At 54.7% G+C, this 16,527-nt stretch carries 15 protein-coding genes and 1 pseudogene; 4 read left to right on the forward strand and 12 right to left on the reverse strand.

Translation table 11 applies throughout. The features are described from left to right. Positions 1 to 16 precede the first annotated feature (16 nt). The 3 genes from ALO_RS03510 to ALO_RS03520 all read right to left on the reverse strand — a co-directional run bounded on the left by ALO_RS03510 (position 17) and on the right by ALO_RS03520 (position 3,727). Positions 17 to 1,180 carry an iron-containing alcohol dehydrogenase gene (locus tag ALO_RS03510; protein ID WP_004092944.1) on the reverse strand — a complete coding sequence of 388 codons (1,164 nt, stop codon included), beginning with the start codon at positions 1,178 to 1,180 and terminating at the stop codon, positions 17 to 19. A gap of 91 nt (positions 1,181 to 1,271) precedes the next feature. Beyond that, entirely contained in the window at positions 1,272 to 2,432 is a 1,161-nt protein-coding gene (locus ALO_RS03515) for a sialidase family protein (protein WP_004092945.1), read from the reverse strand. 17 nt (positions 2,433 to 2,449) lie between these two features. Then, positions 2,450 to 3,727 (reverse strand): four-carbon acid sugar kinase family protein, encoded by a 1,278-nt coding sequence (locus ALO_RS03520; protein ID WP_004092947.1) that lies wholly within the window; start codon positions 3,725 to 3,727, stop codon positions 2,450 to 2,452. Between the two features lie 449 nt (positions 3,728 to 4,176). Here ALO_RS03520 and ALO_RS03525 point away from each other — a divergent pair, with 449 nt between their 5' ends. Continuing rightward, positions 4,177 to 5,922 carry a sigma-54-dependent transcriptional regulator gene (locus ALO_RS03525; RefSeq protein ID WP_202945726.1) on the forward strand — a complete coding sequence of 582 codons (1,746 nt, stop codon included), beginning with the start codon at positions 4,177 to 4,179 and terminating at the stop codon, positions 5,920 to 5,922. Between the two features lie 303 nt (positions 5,923 to 6,225). Here ALO_RS03525 and ALO_RS03530 read toward each other — a convergent pair whose 3' ends face one another. The 9 genes from ALO_RS03530 to ALO_RS03570 form a co-directional block, all read right to left on the reverse strand. Next, the gene (locus ALO_RS03530) at positions 6,226 to 6,438 is read right to left on the reverse strand and encodes a DUF2922 domain-containing protein (RefSeq protein ID WP_004092951.1); all 213 of its coding nucleotides are present in this window, start codon (positions 6,436 to 6,438) and stop codon (positions 6,226 to 6,228) included. A 52-nt stretch (positions 6,439 to 6,490) separates the two neighbouring features. Next, the gene (locus ALO_RS03535) at positions 6,491 to 6,715 is read right to left on the reverse strand and encodes a DUF1659 domain-containing protein (protein ID WP_004092952.1); all 225 of its coding nucleotides are present in this window, start codon (positions 6,713 to 6,715) and stop codon (positions 6,491 to 6,493) included. A gap of 569 nt (positions 6,716 to 7,284) precedes the next feature. After that, complete coding sequence (locus tag ALO_RS03540) at positions 7,285 to 7,956, reverse strand: AroM family protein (protein WP_004092954.1); 672 nt, start codon at positions 7,954 to 7,956, stop codon at positions 7,285 to 7,287. Beyond that, positions 7,941 to 8,789: a hypothetical protein gene (locus tag ALO_RS03545; RefSeq protein WP_004092968.1), complete on the reverse strand. Its 849-nt coding sequence runs from the start codon at positions 8,787 to 8,789 to the stop codon at positions 7,941 to 7,943. The genes ALO_RS03540 and ALO_RS03545 overlap by 16 nt, the downstream gene beginning before the upstream one ends. Next, positions 8,789 to 9,727: a DUF1177 domain-containing protein gene (locus ALO_RS03550; RefSeq protein WP_004092970.1), complete on the reverse strand. Its 939-nt coding sequence runs from the start codon at positions 9,725 to 9,727 to the stop codon at positions 8,789 to 8,791. Before ALO_RS03550 ends, ALO_RS03545 begins: the two co-directional genes overlap by 1 nt. 34 nt (positions 9,728 to 9,761) lie before the next feature. After that, complete coding sequence (locus ALO_RS03555) at positions 9,762 to 10,856, reverse strand: DUF917 domain-containing protein (RefSeq protein WP_004092972.1); 1,095 nt, start codon at positions 10,854 to 10,856, stop codon at positions 9,762 to 9,764. 4 nt (positions 10,857 to 10,860) lie between these two features. Then, positions 10,861 to 12,459, reverse strand: coding sequence for an OPT/YSL family transporter (locus ALO_RS03560; RefSeq protein WP_004092974.1), 1,599 nt, complete (start codon positions 12,457 to 12,459; stop codon positions 10,861 to 10,863). Between the two features lie 22 nt (positions 12,460 to 12,481). Next, positions 12,482 to 13,117 (reverse strand): aspartate/glutamate racemase family protein, encoded by a 636-nt coding sequence (locus ALO_RS03565; RefSeq protein ID WP_004092975.1) that lies wholly within the window; start codon positions 13,115 to 13,117, stop codon positions 12,482 to 12,484. Positions 13,118 to 13,282: 165 nt separating this feature from the next. Next, positions 13,283 to 14,905 carry a PucR family transcriptional regulator gene (locus tag ALO_RS03570; protein WP_004092980.1) on the reverse strand — a complete coding sequence of 541 codons (1,623 nt, stop codon included), beginning with the start codon at positions 14,903 to 14,905 and terminating at the stop codon, positions 13,283 to 13,285. Between the two features lie 203 nt (positions 14,906 to 15,108). Between ALO_RS03570 and ALO_RS22000 the strand changes: the two genes are divergently transcribed. The 3 genes and pseudogenes from ALO_RS22000 (at position 15,109) to ALO_RS23735 (ending at position 16,523) form a co-directional block, all read left to right on the forward strand. Further along, positions 15,109 to 15,282 (forward strand): DUF2281 domain-containing protein, encoded by a 174-nt coding sequence (locus tag ALO_RS22000; RefSeq protein WP_004092982.1) that lies wholly within the window; start codon positions 15,109 to 15,111, stop codon positions 15,280 to 15,282. Beyond that, positions 15,282 to 15,659: a type II toxin-antitoxin system death-on-curing family toxin gene (locus tag ALO_RS03575; protein WP_004092984.1), complete on the forward strand. Its 378-nt coding sequence runs from the start codon at positions 15,282 to 15,284 to the stop codon at positions 15,657 to 15,659. The genes ALO_RS22000 and ALO_RS03575 overlap by 1 nt, the downstream gene beginning before the upstream one ends. A gap of 196 nt (positions 15,660 to 15,855) precedes the next feature. Continuing rightward, a pseudogene (locus ALO_RS23735) lies at positions 15,856 to 16,523 on the forward strand (AraC family transcriptional regulator). The last annotated feature ends 4 nt before the right edge of the window (positions 16,524 to 16,527 follow it).

Here is a 16,527-nt window from a genome sequence, read left to right on the forward strand (position 1 = left end):
CTATTTGCATAATAATTTACAGGATTTCTAAGTACAGCTTTCTTGCATCCTCTGCCGTTACAAGACGCATATTATTGACCAGCAAGCGTTGCACTTGCATGCCGGCCTCTACTAAGCCATCCAAATCCTCGGGCGGAACGCCGAATTCCTTTAAGCTAGTTGGAATTTCCAAATGACGTACGATTCGCTCAAGTTGCTCAATCATCCATTCTGCCTTTTCATTCGTTGTTTGGCAGATATTCTCGGTGTCATGGCAGCAGCGATCATAGGCCTTGGCAAAACGATCCTGGCAGACAGGTGCATTGAAACGCATAACCGGTGCCAGCAAGATAGCATTGGAAACTCCGTGGGCAATGTGATACTTGCCGCCCAAAGGATAGCTCAGGGCGTGAACAGCTGTGGTACCGGAAGCTGTGATGGCAATTCCCGCATAGAATGCAGCAATCTGCATCTTGCTCTTAGCTTCCATCGCCTCCGGATCATCACAGGCAGGGATAATATTGTTCAAAATCAGATCCAGCGCTTCCATTGCAAAGGTATCTGAGAATGGATTGGCCTTTTTACTGGTGTAGCACTCAATAGCGTGAGCTAAGGCATCCACGCCGGTAGCGGCAGCAATCTGTCTGGGTAAATTTTTAATCATTCGGGCATCTAAAATCACATAATTGGCAATCATATTTTCGTTGACTATGCCAACTTTCAGCTCTTTTTCCGGAACTGCGACAATGGCATTGGGAGTTACCTCCGCACCGGTGCCGGCGGTGGTGGGAATCAGAATTGTTGGAACACACTTTTTGGCAAGCCCCGGCTCAGCCAGTAGTTCCCTTACGCCGTATTCACCGGTTACAAGCACGCTGGCCAGCTTGGCAGCATCCAAAACACTGCCGCCGCCGCAGGCAATAATCATATCCGCGCCGCTTTCTTTGAACCTGTCAACAATATTCTGCACCGCTGTGTATGATGGCTCTGGCGGAATCTCGTCCAGCACATAGTAATCTGCTCCCGCAGCCTTTACTGCAGCTTCCGGCAGATCAAACAAGCCGGAGGCATGTATTCCCTTGTCGGTAAACATGGCTACACGCTTAATTTGATTATTCTTTAAGATTGCAGTGATATTGTCTATTGAGTTTTCGCCGCCGTAGACGGCATGGGGCATTTTTAAATTATATACAGTCTGCATCTGACATCACTCCTATCGGTAAAAAATTGCATAAAAATACATTTAATATTCACAATTTTTTTCATTTTCCCCGCCGATTCCCCCTGCTCTCTTAGCGACTCTGGGCAGCTGTTGGGTTATAGAGTCCCACCCGTTCCCGCTTTTCCCCCAGCACGTCCTGCTCGGTGAAGCGAACATATTTCACTCCGGCGCGAGTGTGGGATGCATAAGCCAGATGCAGCGCTCCGTCGACGGACTGCATCAGATAGGGGTACTCGTACTGCCGATTGTTGGTCTTGTTTTCATCACCTATGAAACCCTCGCCCCGCTCCATCCAGCGGACAATGGGGAAGGTCAGACCGCCATCCTCAGACAGGGCCACCGCCACCGGGCAGCGCAGGCCAGGCCAGGCAGCCTTGCCGGACTGGGGATTTGGCGTGCAGGTGGGGTTGTAGGCAATGGCGATACGCCCGCTCTGCAGCCGCAGTGCGCTGATGCTGGAGTTGTTATTGGGCAGCGGGGTCGGCGCCGGCTTGCTCCAGGTCTCGCCCCAGTCAAAGGACTCGCTGCGGTGGATGCGGTGAGCCTCGCGGTTGCGCATAAAGGCAACCAGATGGCCGTTTTCCAGCTCTACTACATTGGGGTGAACATGCCCATTACTCTTCGGCATCATGACCATCCGCCAGGTCTTGCCCTCGTCATCCGAGATGCGAAAGACGCTGGGATCGTCGGACAGACCATCCTTCGAATCGGTGCACAGCCAGTTGCCAAAGATCCAGCGCCCGTTGGACAGGATCTGGATCGGCTGACGGCAGAAGGTGCCCTCCTCCGGGAAAACCGTCTCATAGGGCCCCCAGGTCTTGCCGCCGTCGGTACTCTTTTGGCAGCGAACCATAGCGGTGTACTGCATGTTGTCCTTGCCCTCCTGACGGTCTAGCTGGGCGGTGTACATGGCCCAGACGGCATGATCGGGGCCGTAGAAGAGGGAGGGGTTCTGCTCGCTGCGGGTGGAGTCGCCGGAGATATCGACGGTTGGCAGCCAGGCTGGGCTATTCTTAGGCAGGATAGAGCAGATGATGTGGATGTCGGCGCTGCCTTCATAGGTGCCGGCGAACCAGCAGCACAGCAGGTCGCCGTTGGGCAGTTCCAGCATTGCCGGGGCATGGGCGGTTGGGTATCCGCCGGTGGGCAGCAGCGCCTCCAGAGTTCCCATGTCACTATTGTGGTAGATGGTGCCGTCCCAGGTCAGACCAGGTAGCTTTGCATATTGCATGTTATTGTCCTCCTCATTTAAAAATTGGGGGGTTCCTGTTTTGTAGTGCCAGAGATTTTGCGTGCCAGATCTATCAGCAGCGTCTCCTGCCCGAAGCCACCGGACTTAGAGATCACATACCTGCTACAGTCTTTATAAATAAACCGGGACAGGACGACGCCCTTCTCCAGCTCGCACACCGGCTCCAGCTCCTTGACACCCACGCACTCCATGCACTGCAGAAGGGTGTCGCCTCCGGTGATCAGCAGCGTCCCTAAGGCGAAGCTGGTAAAGAGGGCGCTCACAAGGTAGCCAATGGACCGGACCACCCCCAGGCGGACGCCTTCGGCCTGGATGCCCCGGGCGGAGGCGTAGGACTCGGTCAGTGCGTTGTCCCCCACGTCGTTTGCGTCAATAATGCACAGGGAATTCTCCCCCAGACGGCGGTGAATGTCCTGAAATTCCCACTGGCCCCGGGGGCTCTGCCAGTGGTCAGCCTCCAGCTTTTGCTCCGGCGTCAGGTGGATGCGGGTAAAGCCGGCCTTCTCTGCCACTCTTAACTGGCTCATGGTAATGGGGTTCACGCTGCCGCAGACCACCAGCAAACGAGGATGCAACTCTGGCGGCTGCCGCGGCGCGTCCGCTGCGATGCCCAGAAGCTCCGGCAGCACTGTGCCAAATCCGGCACAGCCTGCCATGATGTGCAGCCCACCATTGTTCACCAGCTGTCTGCCGGTGGACAGCAAGTCCGCGGGACTATCCGCATCAAACACCAGAATGCCTTCCGCCTCCGGCACGGGGTCGCCGGAGGTCAGCGCAGGAAAGCTGTGGGCCGGCACACAGCTTTGCTCCGTGATGAGCTCCGTGACCACGGAGTGGCGCACCGGCTCAAAGGGATCTGCGCCAAACGGGCTCTCTGTCACCGGCACGCCATCCACAAGGTGGATGCCACCCACCGTAACGCGGCCCATCTGGGGGAAGGCGGGCAGGAAAGGAAGCTGCCACCGTCCGCTGGCCCGCAGCAGGGCTGTCAGCTCCGCGCCGATATTGCCCCGCAGAGCAGAGTCCGTTTTCTTATAGATGTAGGGGACGCCGGCTTGCTCTGCCTGCACTGTCAGCTGTGCTACTATGTCGTAGGCCTGCCGGGCGGGCAGATGGCGGGTCTCCGTGTCCACCACCAAGACCTCTGCCTGCGCGGCGGCGAAATCCACATCCGGGCCGACGACCACACGGGTACGAACGCCGTGGGCGGCAAACTGTGCGCCAGTGTCTAACGCACCGGTAAAGTCATCCGCGATCATTAAAAGAAGGATCATACAAAATTCTCCTGTCTCTTCAGTTTATCGTCTCCTCCAAGGGGGCTTTGTTCTATTTATAGCAGGTTTCTGTCCCGGCGGCAGCGGCAAAAATCTAAAAATATGTCCTAATTTGAAACAAATCAAGAAAATTTTAAAAATCAGGCAAATAGTGTTTCATTTGTGAACGTTCATGCGGTGCCTTTCTGTAAAAAATGTAGTATAATAACCGCAATTAGGCGATCATTACAGCGTTTTTGCGCCACTGGCTCGCTGTTTGCTGCTTCGCAGGCTCGGTAACCGGCGCTTGATGGGCAATGATACAAGGATTTTGCACCGTATTTTGCTTCCGTCCGGCGGGCGTGGCCGCAGAATAGGGCCATCAACGGCAGAAAGGACTGAGGGATGTTATGACCGATTCTTCTATCCATATTCTGGGTATTGCCCCTTATAAGGGGATGCAGAACTCTATGGAGCGTGTGGCAGAGGCTTACTCCAATATACAATTGGATGCATATACCGGCGATCTGGAGGAGGGCGTAGCCATCGTGCGCAGCGCTCCGCCCAATACCTATGACTGTATCATCTCCCGGGGCTGCACCGCAGAGCTGATCCGGACAGTAACGGACATTCCGGTGGTGGAGATCCAGCTGTCGGTTTACGACGTGCTACGGGCAATCAAGCTGGCGGAGAATTACTCGAATCTCTATGCCATCGTGGGGTTCCCCAGCATTACGAAGCCGGCCCATACCCTGTGTGATCTGCTACGCTATAAATTGGACATCCTGACAGTCCGCAGCGCCGACGAGGTGGCACACACACTGGAGCGACTGAAACAGAGGGGCTACCGCATGGTAGTCTGCGATATGGTCACCCATACCATCGCCCGGCAGATGGAGCTGGACGCATTCCTCATCATCTCCGGCGTGGAGAGCCTTCACGCCGCCATCGACCAAGCGCTGATGCTCAGCGCCCGGTTCCGCCGCCTGCGGCAGGAGAACCTCTTCCTGCGCAGCATCACCCAGGAGGAGAATGGCCGTATAGTGGTGCTGGATAGGGATGGAGAGCTGTTCCACTTTACGCCCACCGAGCCGCCGGCTGAGCTGGCGGCCACATTGCAGTCTAAGATTCGCGAGATCCCTGCAAACGGTACTCTGAAGTTTTATCGCAGCGATCGGGGCCTGCTCTATACCGTCACCGCTCAGATCCTCACCATGGATTTGGCCCACTACTATCTCTTTTATTGTCTGCCTTCACGCATCCCCTTGTACTCACACAGGTCCGGCCTGCGGTTCTTGAATAAGAGCGAGTGTGAGCACCTCTTTATGAACAGCTTTTACAACATCAGCGGCGCCATGGGAGAGCTGGACGCGACAATACCGGCCGTTGCCGCCACTCGTCAACCAGTGATGATTATCGGCGAAACTGGAACCGGCAAGGAGCAAATCGCCCGGTTCCTTTATCTGCGCAGCCCGCTGTCCACCAAGCCCTTTGTCGTTGTAAACTGCGTTCTGATGAGCGACAAGGGCTGGGATTTTCTGCTTAATCACTACAACTCCCCTCTGAACGGCACCGGCAACACGGTATACTTTCAGAATTTTGAGGTATTCCCCGAAAACCGGCGACTGGAGCTGCTCTCCGTTATTTTGGAGACCGGTCTGGCCAACCGGGTGCGCCTACTGTTCTCTTGCGCCTGCAAGGCCGGCGACCCCGGGCCGGAGGTGCTGCGAATGTTCAGCACCCGGCTGGGTTGCCTGACTCTGAACCTGCCCCCCCTGCGTAGCCGTTCCGATGAGATTCCCTCTTTGGCCAGCCTATATCTGGCCAGCCTGAACTTGGAGATAGGCAAGCAAATTGCCGGTTTTGAACCCCACGCCATCGAGCAGCTGCGCCAGTATGAGTGGCCCAACAATTATACCCAGTTTAAGCATGTGCTCCAGACGCTGGCCACCTTGACCACTTCCACTTATATCCGCAGCAGCGTTGTGGCGGAACTCCTTGCCAAAGAGCGAGCGTTGGTCCGCAACGCGGCCCCTATCCCCGCCGTCCTTGACACCCAGCGCACCTTGGAGCAAATCACAAGCGATATCATCTTTCAAATCGTGGCGGCCCACGGCGGCAACCGGGCGGCTGCTGCCCGACAACTGGGAATCAGCCGCACCACCTTATGGCGCTATTTAAACCGTAAGGGGAACGAACAGGAGGCCACGCGATGATGATCATGTAGCTGCCCGGTTCTGGAACGAAAAAGGCGACCTGGGCAGAGATGGAATAGAAAATAAAATCAAACTCTCAGGCCCAAGCTTATCCGCCTGTATGAGGATATCATAGGTGAGGCAGAAGAAACCTCACAACGCCACCGTTACAAGTTGATAGGAAAACACTACTTCTGTTCTCCTTTTGTCATTTCTGCGGATCATGGCCGTTCCATACACAACACACATGAAAAGGACGAACCCGCCGGACCCGGCGGGTTCGTCCTGCATCGATGCTATTGTTTTACTGTACGAAATATCCAGTTAGGCTAAAGAAACGGTTTCGCGGGTCCGGATCCGTGCGTCCATGATATCCCGGAGCTCGCCGCCGGTAGTGATGAAGATATTGCGGGCGATGATGTCTGCCATGACGGCGGTCACACCGGCCAGAGTCAGGTTTTCCAGGGGATCGGCCAGACTGATGGTCACTTCCCGGCCATTGGCGGCCCGGAAGACCATTTCAAGGGTTCTGTTCATGAGGCATTCCTCCTTTTCTTCATAATGGGATGGGGATGGATGGTTTCAGGGATTACTCATTCACTAAGTTGGCTTCGTCCACGCGGCTGATGGAGACGACGGCGTGCTGCTGCAGCGCGGCCATGGCCTGGGCCACGGCGTAAACATCCTCGTCTAAGGCGGCGGCTTTTACGTTTTGCAGGCTGCGGACGCGGTACACCGGGGCGCCGGCGGTGCTGACGCCGGTCTGGACTTTGATCCCCGCCCGGCTGGATTGGGGAACCTTGGATACTGCCATAATGGATTCCTCCTGTGTCTTTGTTTTTTGCGCATCTCTCCGGCAAGTCGCGCGCCTCGCTTTTTTAGTGCGCTCATCCCCTTACATTCCATTGCGCTTCATTTTTAAACCTGCCAAATTTCAAAATTATTCATCGCATAAAAAATAGCCAGCTGCAGCTGCAACCAGCTATCTTCCTTAAAGCGGATAGTCGTCCGTCAAAAATCAGTTCCGTCTTTGTGCGGTTCTCCAAACACGATTTTCATATAATCCCGTCTGCCATAGAGAATGCGCACAATATCAGAAGCGGGGGTGTCGCGGGGACGGGGTTGCCGACAACTTTAGTCCTATTATTTGCTTCTAAAATGATGCGTTGTCACGCCCTCGTCCCTTTGCTACCCCTTCAGGTATATTCCACTCTCTACGGTCCTTGCTTTTGCAGATGATGATACCGATGGACGGATTCTCCTGTCCGTCCGCATCCTGCGAGAAACACATAAAATAAGGTATGGCAAGGGCATTAAACCTTTGTCATACCTTATTTTTACTGGCGATGGAGATGGTGGAATCCGAACCTGTGAGCCCCTCTGTCAGCCAAACAATTCCCCTGCTACTCTTGCCGCAACGGTGCGCGGCACAATGGTCGGAAGTCCGGTCTGTCTGACAATCTCCTGTTTCATTACACAGGTGTAACCGATACAATCCATGACAATAGTCTGCACCTTTCGCTCCCTGAGGATCAGAGCGGCTTTGAGCACATCGGCCGGATCGCCGTAGGGGGAGGCGGGCTCAACAAGGACCTTTTTTATCCCGTACTCTTTCCAGCGCCGTGCCGCCTGCGGCACCTGGCTGATGTCGGGTGTAAGGACGCCGATGCTCCGGTCGGCCATGGTCCCGGCGACAAAGTGCTGCAGCAGCCGCTGGGGATATAGGATGGGCTTTTCGCACTGAAAGCCCGGGAATTCCCCGGTGCACAACATGAGGATTCCTTCCGCGCTGTTGCGGACTAAATCGTCAATATGATTCTGAATACGCTGTAAAATATGCTTCTCGGCAATTCGCACCGAACTGCCGTCACGCAGTTTGGTTACTAAGATATAGTCACCCGGCTGCGGCGCAAGGGCGGCAATCTCCTCTGCGCTCATTCCATCCAGCGCGCCCCGCTGCTCCAGTTCTACATCCCCAAGCAAGCCAATCATTTCCGGCACCACGTCGGTGCGGGGCGACTGGCCAATGGTAATGGCTCCTATCTTAAACGCCATGTCAGACTCTCTCCTTTCTCCATTCGCCAGGCGCAGCTTTGATGAACGCCGCAGGCGGGACTGCCTGCCCGGCATTCTTCCAGACTGACGGGGCAGCCCGCATGCGCTGCGCCTTTCACTTCCAATACGGCCTTTACTGCCTGGGTCACCGGCTCCGGCTGACCCTCAATGACCAGTGTCGTCGCCCCTTCGGCGCCAGCGATGCCGCCGGCGCCAATCGCCGTACATTTGACCTCCGTCAGCAGTTCAAGGGCCTTTTGTTCCGTAATCACTGCACCGGCTAGTGGCGCAAGTCCGGCGGACATACCCATGGACCAGTCAGATGAGTAGATACCGGCGGCAGCAATCGCATCCGCAATCGAACCGGGTATCAGCTTTTCCAGGCCACAAGCGATGATGACCCGGCAGCCTTGCGCCATCAGGCCAGCCAGACCCTGCCCCGGGGTTCCGCCCAGGGGACGCCCCAGCAGTATAGCCGTACGGCCATGACTGTCCAGGGCATTGGCGCCGATAATGGCGACATCGTCCCGCCGCAAAGACTCCACCGTTTGTCCAAAGCAGCCGTCGATATTTTTAACGGACCCTTTCTCAATCAGAATGCTGTGGGGCAATACAGAGTCCCCTTTTGACGCCTTGGCGCCACGGGGACTGATCCGGCCGGAAATCCGCAGATCGCAGCCGACCAGTCTGTTCGCCACCGCCGCAACGGTAGTGCCGCCTTTGAGTAAAACTCTGCCGGCGCGCAGCGCCTGTTCCACTTCCGGCAATTGCGCAATCCCTTCCGCAATCAGCGCCTTTGCTTCCGGGACGGTCAGAGTGACCTGGGCCTTCATTACTTCACCCCGCCGCCGGTTTGCAAGTGGGATAGAGAACCGTACAGCTTCTGCAACAGCGCAAACTCAGCCGCGTCATAAAACTGGCATTGACCGTTGGTATAGGCTTTTGCTACCTCCAGACAGAAGCGCACGGCCATTTCCACGTCCACCAGGTGGGTGGCGCCAGTGGCGCAACCAGGCACGGGAGTTTCAGTAGTGATCGCCACGCCTACTGTCGGCGCGCTGGTGGCGACGGAGGGCTGCAAAATGCTGTTGAGATGAAATACACCGTTCCCGTAGGGAGTAATGTCTTGAGTGGTAATGGCAAAGACCGCCGGCAGACGGCCGGTCGTGATTTGCATGAGGTCCAGCAGGTCCTCGCTGACCCTGAGGATGTAACCATCTTTGACGGTTGGCGAGATAGCAAAGCCGCGAGTATTGATGATTCTGTTCCCTTTGGTGGTATCGACTGCCAGGACAGCATCCATGTCGGCATCAATTTCATATTCGTTGGTTGTATGGAATTCTACCGGGGAATCCATGAACGGCACGGGATGATGCGGCCGGGTCGGCGCGCAGGGGCAGATATGGGTGGCGATGATGATATCCCCGTTCAGCCGGTCGCCTCTCTGCGCCATCAGACCCAGCTTCATCGCTGCCGCTACGACAGCAAGAGCACCGTCTCCATCCGAAACAAAGCCGATGCGCTCCGGACGGGCGCCAAGTCCGCCCAGGCGGCCCACCAAGCCCAAAGTAGGGGCAGTGCCGCCGGCTTGTTTGCCGTTTTTACCGGGAATCCGGATTTTTATGAAATCGGTCGTTCCCTTTGGCCCTTTTACAGTAATGCTGGCAGCATCCTGTATGCCGGCAGTCCGGGCCAATGCCACAATGTCCTTGCCGCTGACCGATTCACAGTCCATTCGTTCATAAACATCAAGTACCTGTTTTAGCGCCATTGTCAGGCTCCTTTCTCCTCAATTGCAAGCAGCTTTACGCCGGGAATACATATGGGATCAGCGAACGGCCTACGGCCTGTTCCGCTGCCAGGAACAAGGCCGGATCACGCATGCCTGCGCCCAACAGCAGCTTATCCCGGTGCACCCGCAGCACGGCGACCTGTTGGCCGGCTTCTATATCGGCCGTGGGCAGAGGTCTACCGGTCCGGGCGTCAAGGGTTGCGATCAGATCGGGGAAGGTCCCCAGCCTCTCGCCATCAATCTCTGCTGTCATATATTCATTCCAAAAGGTCATTTCCAGCTTTTCTTTCCCGCCCTCAACAGTGACCCGTCCCACATCAAAGCCGCCGCGAGTCTCCAGGGTGATGTCCGCAATCCGGCCCCAGGCGATGATTTGTCCCTGCAAGTATTCCGCCGCCGCTTCGGCTGCCGCCGTATTTTTCTCTTTGGCCGCCTGCATGGCCTGCCCCAGTTCAATACACTGGCTGATGGCGCCGACCGCGGCATTGTGCTTGGCATATCCCGCTGTTACCGGGTTGCGGGCAACCGCAACCAAACCGCCGGCCTGGACCGATGCGGTCCTGACCATGGCAGCGGCGCTCTCTAACGAGCCGCTTACGGCGACTTCAACATAGCGCCCCCTGGCCGGATCGCCGCCTACCGCGATTTGCTGTGATACATAGCCTTTATCCCGGTGCAGTCCGATGGAACCCATAATGCCGGTGGGATGCGCCCGCCCGTTACAGGAAGCGTCCAGCAGCGGCAGCTGGAGGACGGCTGCCTGCAGCCAGCCGTTAACCGTTGCGTTGCCGCCGCATTCATTGGTAATGATCCCTTCCGGCTCCAGGCCGAATCGCTGCCGGAACAGTTCTACCGTTCGGATATAGTAGGCCGGACGGATATATCTCTCCTTAGCTGCCGGTGCCCCTACAGCCGAAACGGTCAGAATGATCCGGTCATCATCCAGAGCAGCCAAAGGGGTCAAGGCGATATCTCCCATCCGCAAAGCCAGAAGAGCCGATTCCAACCCGGTTTGCAGCGCTCCGCCGCCTCCTCCGCCCAGCACGGCGCCGCCGAATACAGCTGCTTCGGCCTGTTTCTCCGTCAGTTTAACGTCCTTAGTCTTCATCGTATCATCTCCATTTCGCCTTGAAAGCCGAGCTGAAGAAGCCATACAGCGCGTCGCCGGCGATACATCCGGCCGCGACGATGGTAGCCGATGTCATGGCTTCTTTGCCCTTGTATTTTTCAATGTACAGTCTGACCGCCAAACCAGCCACCACCGTAAAGCCGGCAGCTGGATTCAGAATCAGCAAACCGGTGGCCATCAGCACACCCATCTGCCGCCGCGAGCCGCCCACTGCCTGCAGGATAGCGCCTGGAATCGCCCACAGCAGCAAATTGCTAATGATAGACGGGTCTACGCCGGCCTCGATGGTAGCGGCAAACACCCTGTCAACCGGAGGAAGCATGTTTTGACTGAAATATACGTTGTGGAACGCCGCCACGGTAATCCAGGCAACGGCCAGGCCTACCATACCCGAAAGCAGCTGTTGTTTTCGTCCGTCCCGCTCGAATGAGTGGTTAGCGCCTTTGCCGCGCAGAATCCATCCGGCTTTTAAGTCATAACCCGCATCAGCAAAAGCAGGACCGCCGCTGGCGACAAAACCCACCAGCAAGGCCAGCGCTGCCGGGGGGAACCCGATCAAAATACCCAGGACCAGAAAGATCAGCGAAGTGGCAAAGGCCGGAAACCAACCGGAGTGCATCGCCGCCAGGCCGACAATAAACTCCGCCAGCACGCAGGCCAGCGCGGAAAAGATCACCCATAGGATCAGTTGACCGGAAGGCATGTCGGTATAGATCCCGGAAATAATCGCCAGTATGAATCCGGCTGCAATATAGCAGCTGATGCCGCGCAGCAAGCCGGTCCGCACTTCCCCGTCGCTGCGGGTGTATTCGCGGGTGGTCTCTTCGGTCTGTCCGTCCGCTTTTCTCTTTTTGAACATAACCATCATGATCTGAATGCCGGCTACCAAGCCGGCGCCAATCATAAACCCATGGGGGATGTACAGTTTGTTAATGTCGATGCCGAACAGTTGTACCGAGTAGCCACGCAGCAGCAGGCCGGCGGCAAACATCAGCATAGCCCACTTATTGCTGATCATGGTAATCCCTAATGCCGACATGGGAATGCCGAAATACGAACCGGCAACGCCGCCGCCGACTCCCCAGAATAGCAGTTGAGCCCGCTGGCCGCCTTCATCGCCGGCATAAATCGCTTCCGCCGCCGCCACGCCGGGAGGCCAGGCGGCGCTGCCAGGGAAAGCCCTGGAGTCAAAAATCCAGTAAAGCATCAACAAGTCGATCAGCATGCCCATGGTCGCGCCAATCAGCATAGGAATAACAAGATCAGACCGTCCCAGCAGATAAGGAATGCCGATGGGCAGCAACAGAGAGTTCGCCGCGCCAAAGGTAGCACTGGAAATGGTCGACTGTACTAGGTTCTGGCGCTGAATATCACGGAATTTGCTAAACATCGCGAGAGGAATGCGGGAAATCATGAGGGCGACCAGCACACCGATAATAGCCGTATTCGGAGTTACGCCCAATGAAGCGATGATTTGCAAACCGATAATCGCACCGAAGAATGAGAGGACAATGTTGACGATGAGGACCGTCGGTTCAAACGCACTGGGATGTTTTTTGGCCTGGTAGTCTGGATTTGCCATTTTAAACCTCCTTTTACTTGACTCAATTGGCGTAAAGGACTTGCTTGGCCACAGTTCCCCCCGCTTCTACCGCATCAATAATCGGTATACGAATGCTGCTTCTCAGTACCGGAGCCAGCCCGATCGTTGTAAAGCCGGTACAGGCAAAAACAATCACATCCGCTTGTTCCGCCAGCTTTTTCGCGGCGGCAAGGGCTGCCTGCCGTCCGGCCGGAGTCAGCAAATCCGTTGTATTGGCTACATTTTCAGGTGAAATATGGGCTGTCAGCCGGTCCCCTAAGAGCCTTGCCATCCTGGGCGGTGTCGGGCCATTGAGATTCAGGACTCCTATCCGGCAGCCGACAGCCAGTGAAACCGCAGCCCCAGATGATCCCGCGCCCAGGACGGGAATCGAAACAGTTTTCCGGCACTCAGCAACGCCGGGATCGGCGGCGCAGCTGACAAAAATGGCTTTAGCACCCTCTGCCTCCGCCTGCCGGGCCACAGTGACGATCTTGGGCACTGCCCGGGCTTCTGATGCATCATCATGAATGCCAAAAGGCTGATCCGGAATACAATACGTGACCGTTCTCAGCCCAAAGCGAGTCTGGAGCAGCCGGCTGTGTGAAGAAAGCAGTTCCGGATCAGCAGTCGAAAAGACGCGGACCACTGCAAGCATTTTGTTTACACCTCCCAAATTTAACGAAAATACCTTTAATACCTGTAATGTATTATTCCACACAATGAACAATTATCTCTTTGTACGTGACGACAAAAAATAAGCAACAGTTATTGTGCTGTTTGCACAATAACTGTTGCTTAACAGGAATTAGCGGTATGCCTCTCACTTCTGCAAAAGATTACGCGCCTTTAACGCCATCCATAATGTAAAGCGGTAATCCGGATTATCCCAGTCGCGCCCCAGCAATTCTTGCAGCCTTTCCAGCCGATAACGCAAGGTATTGCGATGAATGAACAATTTTTCAGCCGCTGCTACAACATTGCCCTGGCACTCCAGGTAGATCTCCAGAGTTTCTAATAGATCCTGCCGGTTTTTAATATCCGGCCTGTCAATTCCTCCGAGGGTCCCCCGATAAAAAATTTCCAACTGTTTGCGGTCACCGCTTAGCAGGTTATAAATCTCCATGTCATCCCAAAAGACGGTCCTGCCTCTTCCATACAATTTCCGTACAATCCGGATCATATCCCGCACATGATGGTAATTTCCCGAAAAATCCAAGATGTCAGAGCCCAGACGGCTGATGCCGATGGTAAGGGTTATCTCTGACCAGCGCTGCCTCACTCGCCCCTGGATCCCATCCGCGAAAGCGGCCAGCCGCTTTCGCCAGTCGCATGAGCCTTTCTGTCCGACGGACAAAATGATGACCACACTGTCGCTGCGGCTTACGATCATCGTCCGCCTCTGCCAAACGGCGGCAGCCTGTTCAACCAGCCGCAGCAATTCCCCCTTCATTTGCCTTGCCATGCACTCGGACTTCTGCTGCTTTGCCAGCACACCGGTAAAGCCGTCAATGTCAGCGACCATAATATAATACGGTTCATCAAGGCGCAGACCCATCGCTTCCCCCCGGGTTATGGCCATTTCCCGGTTTGGAATCGCTCCGGCAATCAGATCTTCCAAAAAGTCCCGATTGGTACTATGCCTCGCTTCACGCACAGCTTCTTCCCGCGCCAGCTGCAAGGCAGCTACCGTCACGGCATGCTCCACAGCGACATTTTGCATATCTGTCAGCATATCGGGTTCCGCCGGACGCACCACCAGGATATAGCCGTACCGCCGGGTTTGCACATCAACCGGAAAAACATCGCAGCAGATTCCTGCAGTTTGTACATAATAGGAATCCGGCTGCTTCTTCAGCTTGACGGAAATCCCGGCGCCCCAGGCTTCTGAAGTCGCATCGGACGCCGCAATCAGCTTAAAACTATCATCGGCCATCATCACCGGCCGCTCCAGCAGTTGAGCCAGCTCTACCGCCACCGGCGGCAAGCCGTGCTGTTCAAGGGCCAATTGGGTCAAACGGCGGTGCACCTTCTCTGAGTAGGCCAGTTTCTCCGCCTGGCGATTCACAATCGCTGTCATCACCGGGTGAGTGATATCCAGAAACGATACTCCATCCGGAACATCCAGCAAAGGAATAGCGAGTTCGTCCGCCAGTTTCATCATTTCGGGCGGCGGACTGCCGACGAAGCGGCCAAACTTTACCGCCAGGGCGGCCGAGCCGGAGCGAGCCATCGCCCGCAATATGTTAAGCTGTTCTTCCGGATCATTGCGCACAGCGTAACAGGTGGTGACCAGCAGCTCATGTTCCCGCAGCCACAATGAGGCATCCGGCACTTCCAAAATATCGACGCAGCCAATCTTTCGATCCAGACCATCCTTGCCGCCAATCAGCCTGCTATGCTGCAATCCCCCGATCAATAAAGCATCCCTCACCGTAATCGACATAGCATCCGCCTTCCGTCTGTAGGATATTTACTGGATATAGTTTGCCATTGACGGGCTGAATCCTGCCGGGACTCACTGAGACGGTCCTCCTTATCATCTCTAACGGCGAAATCCGAAACTGTAACTCCTAAAGTCATTCTGTGAGTTTTGCTCTTTTCCCAAGCTGATTTATTGGGTATAATAAACGCATAGGAGGTGGCATCATGACCCTCTCAGAAAAGCTGTTAAAGGACTTTGAACAATTGTCCGAAAATAAAAAACATCAGGTGATTGATTTTGTGGAATTTCTTAATAGTAAACAACAAAATGAATTGACTACTGCCATGGATGATATTATTAGCGAAAACAAAGAGGCACTGCTGGAGCTGGCGAAATAATGCGCCTCCTGACCGTTCCCGATATTATTCTACTGCATCAAAAGCTGATAGAACAAACCGGCGGCAGTCATGGCATTCGTGACATTAGTTTAATTGAAAGCGCAATAAACCGCCCCTTGGCCACTTTTGACGGACAAGACTTATACCCGTCAGAAAACGCCAAAATTGCGGCTGTTACTTATAGCTTGGTAAATAACCATGCCTTTGTTGACGGCAATAAGCGAGTAGGCGTAGCCGCCATGTTGCTCTTGCTGCGTATCAATGGCTACCGCTTGCCCTATACGCAACAAGAGCTAGTCGCTCTAGGCCTGTCGCTAGCAAATGGCTCGGCTGCTGAAAAAGATATACTAATTTGGATAGAGAATCATAAAAAATGATAGTACATATACTGTTGAACCCTGTCAAATTATCAAATTTGGCAGGGTTCGGGTTTTCATTGCAAAAGATAATCTTTAAGCAATCTTATGAAAAACTATGTTATCCTTGTGTTTTTCCTATCTATTGAACGGGGAACGCCGCAGTATTATTTACAAAACTCAAGATGACGAATGTTCATAAAGGAGCTATCTGAAAATGTCAGACAGATATTTTTCTCAATCAGGGTCAATTAATCCCCAGGCGTCAAAGGAAATAGAAACAAGTCGGTTGGCACACTTAATCTATGAGCATGCTCCGCATGACGGCACCTTTAGTCAGTGCATTTCCGGCCTGCATATCAATCGTCATTCCCGAAAGGATACGAATTGGGTGAAAGCTTTTTATCTGCCCTCTGTATTAATTGTTGCGCAGGGAGTAAAGGCCTTCATGCTGGGGCAGGATATTTTTCAAGTTGATAGGTCATGTATGCTCATGTTTCCTGTGCCCTACCGATCGCTTTTCAAATCACGCAAGCCAGCTCCCTCGAACCGTTCCTTGGCGTAGGACTAACTCTCAACCCGGAAAAGATCGCGGAGTTTGTTCCCAAAGTTTATCCACGAGGTCTGCCCTCTGCGAAAGCGCAGAGCGTGGATTATATGGCTGACGCCGATGCAGGGATTATCAATGCAGTGGCGAGACTGATGGAGTGCCAGGACAATATCGACGATACGGAATTACTTGCCCCAATTGTAAAGGATGAGATTTTGATGCGGCTCCTGCGCAGCCCGATCGGTGTCCATATTGCCGAAATGGGTTTTGTAGACTCAAGCGTGCAGCATATTACAAAGGCGACTGGTTGCGTGATAATTTTTCTCAGCCGATGAAGGT

It is taken from the genome of Acetonema longum DSM 6540 (assembly GCF_000219125.1).
In the GTDB taxonomy this organism is placed as follows: Bacteria; Bacillota; Negativicutes; order Sporomusales; family Acetonemataceae; genus Acetonema; species Acetonema longum.

Excerpts from the sequence above, each read along its gene's own strand:
- ALO_RS03510 (WP_004092944.1), bottom strand. The coding sequence starts at position 1,180 with ATGCAGACTGTATATAATTTAAAAATGCCCCATGCCGTCTACGGCGGC.
- ALO_RS03515 (WP_004092945.1), bottom strand. The coding sequence starts at position 2,432 with ATGCAATATGCAAAGCTACCTGGTCTGACCTGGGACGGCACCATCTAC.
- ALO_RS03520 (WP_004092947.1), bottom strand. The coding sequence starts at position 3,727 with ATGATCCTTCTTTTAATGATCGCGGATGACTTTACCGGTGCGTTAGAC.
- ALO_RS03525 (WP_202945726.1), top strand. The coding sequence starts at position 4,177 with ATGGAGCGTGTGGCAGAGGCTTACTCCAATATACAATTGGATGCATAT.
- ALO_RS03530 (WP_004092951.1), bottom strand. The coding sequence starts at position 6,438 with ATGAACAGAACCCTTGAAATGGTCTTCCGGGCCGCCAATGGCCGGGAA.
- ALO_RS03535 (WP_004092952.1), bottom strand. The coding sequence starts at position 6,715 with ATGGCAGTATCCAAGGTTCCCCAATCCAGCCGGGCGGGGATCAAAGTC.
- ALO_RS03540 (WP_004092954.1), bottom strand. The coding sequence starts at position 7,956 with ATGGCGTTTAAGATAGGAGCCATTACCATTGGCCAGTCGCCCCGCACC.
- ALO_RS03545 (WP_004092968.1), bottom strand. The coding sequence starts at position 8,789 with ATGAAGGCCCAGGTCACTCTGACCGTCCCGGAAGCAAAGGCGCTGATT.
- ALO_RS03550 (WP_004092970.1), bottom strand. The coding sequence starts at position 9,727 with ATGGCGCTAAAACAGGTACTTGATGTTTATGAACGAATGGACTGTGAA.
- ALO_RS03555 (WP_004092972.1), bottom strand. The coding sequence starts at position 10,856 with ATGAAGACTAAGGACGTTAAACTGACGGAGAAACAGGCCGAAGCAGCT.
- ALO_RS03560 (WP_004092974.1), bottom strand. The coding sequence starts at position 12,459 with ATGGCAAATCCAGACTACCAGGCCAAAAAACATCCCAGTGCGTTTGAA.
- ALO_RS03565 (WP_004092975.1), bottom strand. The coding sequence starts at position 13,117 with ATGCTTGCAGTGGTCCGCGTCTTTTCGACTGCTGATCCGGAACTGCTT.
- ALO_RS03570 (WP_004092980.1), bottom strand. The coding sequence starts at position 14,905 with ATGTCGATTACGGTGAGGGATGCTTTATTGATCGGGGGATTGCAGCAT.
- ALO_RS22000 (WP_004092982.1), top strand. The coding sequence starts at position 15,109 with ATGACCCTCTCAGAAAAGCTGTTAAAGGACTTTGAACAATTGTCCGAA.
- ALO_RS03575 (WP_004092984.1), top strand. The coding sequence starts at position 15,282 with ATGCGCCTCCTGACCGTTCCCGATATTATTCTACTGCATCAAAAGCTG.